1 protein-coding gene is annotated in these 244 nt (G+C 57.8%); it reads left to right on the top strand.

Annotation, left to right across the window (positions count from 1 at the left end):
• Nucleotides 1–244, top strand: a 244-nt coding sequence (locus P0D89_RS54555; protein WP_408379944.1) for a transposase, incomplete at both ends; no start/stop codon positions are given.

Genomic DNA, 244 nt, shown 5'->3' with positions numbered 1-244 from the left:
CTCGCAGTTCGAGCAATTTGTCTTGCCGCATCTGAGCAAGGGCCGTCGCGGCCCCGCGACGAAACTGGGCTGGCACGCGATCTTCAACTACATTTTGCGTTTGCTCTACTTGGGCTGCCAGTGGAAGGAACTGCCAATCGAGAAGGATCGCCAAGGCCGTCCGGAGATCCATTACACGCGCATTTATCGCGCCTTTCGGCGGTGGCAAGCGGACGGCTGTTTTGATGCCATTTTCGAAGGCTCG

The sequence above is a fragment of the Paraburkholderia sp. RL18-085-BIA-A genome, from assembly GCF_046027075.1.
Classification (GTDB): Bacteria; Pseudomonadota; Gammaproteobacteria; order Burkholderiales; family Burkholderiaceae; genus Paraburkholderia.
This window is presented reverse-complemented; position numbering and strand designations above follow the sequence as displayed.